This is a genomic window from Gordonia sp. NPDC003376 (genome assembly GCF_053589235.1).
Window position 1 is genome coordinate 24,695 of sequence record NZ_JBSFRM010000031.1, and the last position, 6,344, is coordinate 31,038.

General features: G+C 65.3%; 5 protein-coding genes. All 5 read right to left on the minus strand.

Annotated elements, in window-relative coordinates; translation table 11 throughout:
* Positions 1–43 precede the first annotated feature (43 nt).
* The 5 genes from ACWDUA_RS22275 to ACWDUA_RS22295 all read right to left on the minus strand — a co-directional run bounded on the left by ACWDUA_RS22275 (position 44) and on the right by ACWDUA_RS22295 (position 5,456).
* Positions 44–1,225 (minus strand): aromatic ring-hydroxylating oxygenase subunit alpha, encoded by a 1,182-nt coding sequence (locus ACWDUA_RS22275; RefSeq protein WP_449753195.1) that lies wholly within the window; start codon positions 1,223–1,225, stop codon positions 44–46.
* 111 nt (positions 1,226–1,336) lie between these two features.
* Entirely contained in the window at positions 1,337–2,566 is a 1,230-nt protein-coding gene (locus tag ACWDUA_RS22280) for a cytochrome P450 (RefSeq protein WP_449753196.1), read from the minus strand.
* Complete coding sequence (locus tag ACWDUA_RS22285) at positions 2,563–2,799, minus strand: ferredoxin (protein ID WP_449753197.1); 237 nt, start codon at positions 2,797–2,799, stop codon at positions 2,563–2,565. The genes ACWDUA_RS22280 and ACWDUA_RS22285 overlap by 4 nt, the downstream gene beginning before the upstream one ends.
* Positions 2,800–2,802: 3 nt before the next feature.
* Complete coding sequence (locus ACWDUA_RS22290) at positions 2,803–3,672, minus strand: SDR family NAD(P)-dependent oxidoreductase (protein ID WP_449753198.1); 870 nt, start codon at positions 3,670–3,672, stop codon at positions 2,803–2,805.
* A 293-nt stretch (positions 3,673–3,965) separates the two neighbouring features.
* On the minus strand, positions 3,966–5,456 hold the full coding sequence (locus ACWDUA_RS22295) for an aldehyde dehydrogenase (RefSeq protein ID WP_449753199.1): 1,491 nt from the start codon (positions 5,454–5,456) through the stop codon (positions 3,966–3,968).
* Positions 5,457–6,344 lie beyond the last annotated feature (888 nt).

Genomic DNA, 6,344 nt, shown 5'->3' on the forward strand with positions numbered 1-6,344 from the left:
CGATTCTGCCGAATCGGTTGCCGCCAGGGGAGAAACCCGGCGATCACACCGATCCGGCACGCCCCTGGGCGACGAGCTTCTTGGTCTCGCGCCGGAAGACCTGGTTGGCGATCTCGTTGCGACCCAACAGCATCTCCCCGGCGTCGGCGCTGCCGAGGCCGCGCTGGGAGTCACGCAGCAGCGGGAAGTCCTCCTGGTGCAGGACGGCCAACAGGATCTCCCAGTTCTTGTTCCAGATCCGTTCCCACTTCTCCTCGGACATCCCACTGTTCTCGACCGTGGGCACCATCAGACGCTGCTCCATCCGGGACTTGGTGGGATCGGTCGGGTGCGGCCGGAAGGTCAACAGCTGGAAGTGATCCGGCTGCCGGAGCAGGGTGCTGTTGGGGAGCAGGAAGTGCGTCTCGGTGACGTACTTGTCGAGCGGACGATCGCCGGGATCCTCTTCGAGGAAGCGGTCGATCGACTTGCGCGGGGCGATGAACCGGCAGTGCCGACCGAAGTCCTCGAAGGCCATCACGTTGGTGTGGATGATCTTTCCGGCGGTGTTCGGATGGGCGTACTGGATGTGATAGCCGTCCAGGAACGCGTCCTGCATGATCTTCCAGTTCGTCGGCTCGTCGAAGCCTGCCGCCCGGTAGCAGACCAGCTCGTCCATCCGGTAGTCGGCGAGGATGCCGTCCATCTCCGGACCGAGCCATGCCGCGACGTCGATCTGCGCCTGGGCGTTGTCGACGACCCAGATGAACCCGTGTCGCTCCTCGGTCGGGATCTCGATCAGCCCGTGCTCACGACGGTCGACCTCACCGAAGGTGGAGTCCCGGGTGATGGTCCGCAGGGAACCGTCGGGATCGTACGACCAGCGGTGATACCCGCAGGAGAAGATGCGGCACCGCCCCTTCTCCTTGCCCTCCAGCAGGGCACCGCGGTGACGGCACAGATTGACGAAGGACCGGACGCCGCCGTCCTTCTGCCGCACCACGATGATGTTGTTGCGGGGCATCTGCACGGTGACGAAGTCGTTGGGGCGCGCCAGTTCCGAACCGTGCGCCACGATCGACGGGACGCGACCGAAGATGTGATCGCGCTCGTCTTGCGCGAGCACGGGGTCGGTGTACTCTCCCGGTTCCACCGGGATGATCTCGTCGAACTTGTCGGTGGTCTCGTTGCGCAGGAGTTCCAGCGCGCGCCGGATGCGGTCCTGCCGTGGCAGCGATGTGGTCATGGGGTCCTCCGATGGAGCTGGTGACTGCCGGGTGGGACGCCCGGGGGATCCGCGCGTCCCACCCGTACAACTAAACCTAACGCATGAAGGTTTATTCGGCAACGGCCGGGCTCAGGACTCCGGCGTGAAGACGATCGGCATCCGCACGCAACCGCGCACCTGGCTGGCATGGAAGACCGGCGGATCGGAGTCGACCAGTCGGTAGTCGGGAATCCGCCGATGCAGTTCCTCGAGGGCGATGGTCAACTCGATCCGGGCCAGATGCGATCCGAGGCAGCGATGGTTTCCGCCACCGAAGGACAAGTGCCGGTTCGGCTTCCGGGTGACGTCCAGCGAATCCGGGTCGTCGAACTCCCCGGCATCACGATTGGCCGAGCAGAGCATGAGGATCAGCTGTTCACCCGCCGCGATCGTCTGCCCACCCAGCACCACGTCGCGGGTCGCACGGCGTCCCGGCACCACCGCCGCCTCGATCCGGAGGATCTCCTCGACCGCGCTCGGGATCATCGTCGGATCCGCGATCAGCTCGGCCCGCTGCTCGGGATTGTTGACCAGGTGCACGATCGCCCACGCGAGCGATCCCTGGACCGTGTGGAGCCCGGCGATCAGCAGCAGGAAGAACATCCGGTTGAGTTCTTCGTCGGTCAGCAGCCGCGTACCGTCGGCGAGTTCGACCTCGGTGTGGATCAGCGTCGAGGTGATGTCGTCACCGGGATTCGCCCGCCGCTCGTCGACCATCTTCTGGAAGTAGCCGAGCATCTGCATCCCCGCGATCGCCCGCGCCTCCAGCGATTCCTGCTCGGTGCCACCGGGTTTGCCGAACAACACGACGTCGGTGGCCTCGGTGAACAGCGGGGCGTCGGAGATCGGCCAGTCCATCAGGGCCAGGAAGATCCGTGCCGGCAGCTCGTGGGCGAACTCGGCGATGTACTCCGCCTCGCCCGTGGCCCCGAACCCGTCGATCAGGTCGTTGACCACGTCACGGATGTCGTCGGTGAGCTTCTTCATCCGCGCCGGCCCGAACAACGGCTGCAACGCCTTGCGATAGCCGGTGTGCTCGGGCGGGTCGAGTTCGATCGGGATGAACTTCCCGAACGCCTCGTTGGTGACGAGATTGTTGGGGTAGCTGGAGAAGGTCTCCGGATCGCGGAGCACCTCGTGGATCTCGTCGTAGCGGGTCACGATCCAGTGGCCACCATATGCGGTCGAGTAGACGACCGGCCCCTTGGCGGCCAGTTCGGCGGCGCGCTCCTGGAAGTGGTCCACCGGAGCGGCCAGACTCTGGTCATAGACGTCGAAGTCGACGGTGACGTCGTCACGCGAGCGTTGGGCTGTTGTCATGATTGTTCCTCGGTGAGCTGATGGGATGGACGCAGCGTCAGGGCACGCTCGGGACACAAGGACGCCGCCTCGAGCGCGAGACGCTCCTCATCGGGCGTCAGATCTCGTTCCGGCACAACCGGATCACCCTGATCTTCGCAGTCGATCAGGTCCGGTGCGACGCCGTAACACAATCCATGCCCCGCGCAGGCGGTCCGGTCGACGGTGAGCACGGTCGGTGGGGACGAGACCATGGCTCAGGCGTTCGGGTTCTTCTGATCGAGATCCTCCGCGAACCACATCCCGACGCGTGAGAGCGTGCCGCCGTCGGTGGAGCCGATGGTGGCGCCGGAGATGTAGGCCGAGTCGTCGGAGGCCAGGAACAATGCCACCTTGGCGTTGTCGAGCAGTGACGGCGGGCGGTTGAGCTTCAGCGGGATCGGCGAGACGAACGGATCCCACGGGCCGGAGACCTCCTCGTAGGACTGCCCGACGACCGGGGATCCGGCCGGCATCAGGAAGTTCGGGGACATGCCGTGGGTCGGGGCGAGTGCGTTGACCCGGATACCGAACGGCCCGAGTTCCAGGCTGAGGCCGCGGACCAGACCGTTGACGCCGGCCTTGGTGGCGCTGTACAGCGCGATGTCGTGGTAGGCCACCTGCGATGCGGCCGAGGAGGTGGCCAGAATGGTGCCACCCCCGTTGGCCTTGAGCGCCGGGACCGCGGCCTGCGCGGTGTAGATGACGCCGCTGAGGTTGACGCCGAGGACCTGGTTCCAGTCATCCTCGGTCAGATCCTCGAACAGCACCTGCTCGCCGCCGGCGACAGTGGGAACACCACCGCGGGAGACGATTCCGGCATTGGCCCAGGCGATGTCGAGCTTGCCGAACTTCTCGACGGTCTCGTCGACCGCCGCCTGGATCTGCGACTTCTGGGCCACATCCGCGACGATCGCGATGGCCTCGCCACCCTGCTGTTCCACCAGTTTCGCGGTCTGCTCGGCGCGATCACCGTCGATGTCGACGACGGCGATCTTGGCGCCCTCGGTCGAGAACAGCTGGGACGCCTGACGACCCAGTCCCGAACCGGCTCCGGTGATGAGTGCGACCTTACCCTCAAGCTTCATGTGATTGGACTTCCTCGCTCGTGAATGCGGCAGGGCCTCTGACGATCTGGGCCGTCGACAGTAGTGATCCGTGCCGGGTCTGTCGGGAAGCCGAACCGGAAGACTCCGAGATGTGATGTCGGCCACCCGATTCCACGGTAGAGGGCTTTACATGAGACGTCAAGCGATATTTGTCAGCAGTTTCGGCGGCGCGCGAACCCATGAGACGAGCAACGCCCCTGGCCGTGGATGTCTGAGATCATCCACGGCCAGAGGCGTTTTGGGTTCCTCGTGGTACGTCGCCCGACGTGCGGCTACTGGGGTTGCGGCGCCGGGAAGTGCACGGTCTTGGTCTCGAAGAACTCCTCGAGACCCTCCGGACCGCCCTCACGGCCGATGCCGGACTGTTTGTACCCGCCGAACGGGAGCGTGAAGTCGAGGACGGTGGTGTTGACGTTCACGGTTCCGGTTCGGATACGCTGCGCCACTGCGAATCCATGCTCCTCGTCGCCGGCGAACACCGCTCCCGACAGGCCGTAGATCGAGTCGTTGGCGATCGCCACGGCATCGTCCTCGTCCTCGTAGGTGATGATCGAGATGACCGGACCGAACACCTCCTCCTGTGCGATCGTCATGTCGCTGCGGACGTTGTCGATCAGCGTCGGGCGGACGAAGAACCCGGTGTCGCCGAGTCGGTCGCCGCCGTAGACGACGGTCGCACCCTCGGCCTTGGCCGAGGCGATGTAACCCTCCACCCGTTCACGCTGACGTTCGGAGGTCAGCGGCCCGAGGAAGTTGGTCTGCTCCCACGGGTTGCCCATCGGGATCATGTCCAGGGCTGCCGAGTAGGCCGCGACGATCTCGTCATGTCGCTTACGCGACACCAGCACCCGGGTCAACGCAACGCATGCCTGACCCGATTGCATACAGCCGCCCATCGGCAGGGCGGCCATCACGGTGTTGAGGTCTGCGTCGTCGAGGATGATCGCAGCGGACTTGCCGCCGAGTTCCAGCGACACCTTCGCGACACGCTCGCCGGCGAGGCTCATGATGCGGCGCCCGGTGGCGGTGCTCCCGGTGAAGGTGATGTGGTCGACCCAGGGATTGGTCACCAACTGCTCCGAGACGTCGCGGTCGGCGACAAGAACACTCAGAACGCCTTCGGGCACTACGCCTTCGGCTACGAGATCGCCGACCACGTCGGCGAACACCGACGGTGACAGTGGCGCTTCCGGGGCGGTCTTGAGCACCACCGAGCATCCGGCCGCGAGCGCGGGGATCACCTTGAACGCGATGGTCCCGATCGGCCCGTTCCACGGGATGATCGCGGCGACCACACCGGTCGGCTCCTTGAGGATGCGCGATACACCGCCGTCGGCGCGCGTGCGCTCCTCGGCGAGCTGTGCCGAGCGTGCCTGCTCGGCGACCGCACGGAACAGGCCGATGGTCATCTGCTGGGTCATCGCACTGACCGGGGTCGGGACACCGACCTCGACGATGCCGAGGGTGGTCAGTTCGGCGATCCTGGCCTCGAGGCGGTCGGCGATGGTGTCGATGACGTCGGCCCGCTCGGCGATCGGACGGTTCGCCCAGGTCCCGGCATCGAAGGAGGCACGTGCCACGTCGACGGCGCGCGCCATGTCGTCGGCGGTGGCTGCACGAACTCGGGCGGCCACGCGCTCCGACCACGAATCGACCACGTCGACCCACTCAGCGCCGGACGATTCGACCCAGCGACCGCCGATGAAGACCTGCTCACGGTCTGCGATCCCGACGATCGGATCGGCTTCCTGTGCTGCCGTCATGGAAGTTCCACCTCTCACATCTGTGACATCGACCGGCCCACCCCTGTGAACCGGGTCACATGCGAGGGTAGTAACCGAAAGCCGTTAGGTCAACACCTGACATATTCCGTCAATTGTCTCACCGCGGAGTGCGGCTACACACCGATACGTCGAGTCGACAGCACCCAATGCAGCCTGCGGAGATTTCGACACGGGTCCTCGCCTAGCTCGGTCCCGGCTCAATCACCGCGCCACACACGATGGTTGAGCCGACGAGGAGCGAAGGGCTGACCCCTTGAATCCGCCAAGCGACAAGACGAGTCGAAACCTCCGCCGGCCACCACCAGCGCACACTGCGGAGATTTCGACACGGGTCCTCGCGATGCTCGGTCCCGGCTCAATCACCGTTCCACACACGATGGTTGAGCCGACGAGGAGCGCAGCGACAAGACGTGTCGAAACCTCAGACGGCCGGGCTCGGAACCCGACCACCCCGCAGGTGGCCACCATCCGAGGCCACCAACAGAGATTTCGACACGGGTCCTCGCTACGCTCGGTCCCGGCTCAATCAGCGCAGAACGCCCGGCTCAATCAGCGAAGAACGCCCGGCTCAATCACCGCGCCACACACGATGGTTGAGCCGACGAGGAGCGAAGCGACGAGACGTGTCGAAACCTCAGACAGCCGAACTCCCCAACCCGACCACCTCAGAGGTGGTCACCACCCGACGTACGCTGCGGAGATTTCGACACGGGTCCTCGCTACGCTCGGTCCCGGCTCAATCAGCAAAGAACGCCCGGCTCAATCAGCGCAGAACGCCCGGCTCAATCACCGCGCCACACACGATGGTTGAGCCGACGAGGAGCGAAGCGACGAGACGTGTCGAAACCTCAGACAGCCGAACTCCCC

Coding starts and splice junctions, on each gene's coding strand:
- ACWDUA_RS22290 (WP_449753198.1), bottom strand. CDS start 3,672: ATGAAGCTTGAGGGTAAGGTCGCACTCATCACCGGAGCCGGTTCGGGA.
- ACWDUA_RS22280 (WP_449753196.1), bottom strand. CDS start 2,566: ATGACAACAGCCCAACGCTCGCGTGACGACGTCACCGTCGACTTCGAC.
- ACWDUA_RS22295 (WP_449753199.1), bottom strand. CDS start 5,456: ATGACGGCAGCACAGGAAGCCGATCCGATCGTCGGGATCGCAGACCGT.
- ACWDUA_RS22275 (WP_449753195.1), bottom strand. CDS start 1,225: ATGACCACATCGCTGCCACGGCAGGACCGCATCCGGCGCGCGCTGGAA.
- ACWDUA_RS22285 (WP_449753197.1), bottom strand. CDS start 2,799: ATGGTCTCGTCCCCACCGACCGTGCTCACCGTCGACCGGACCGCCTGC.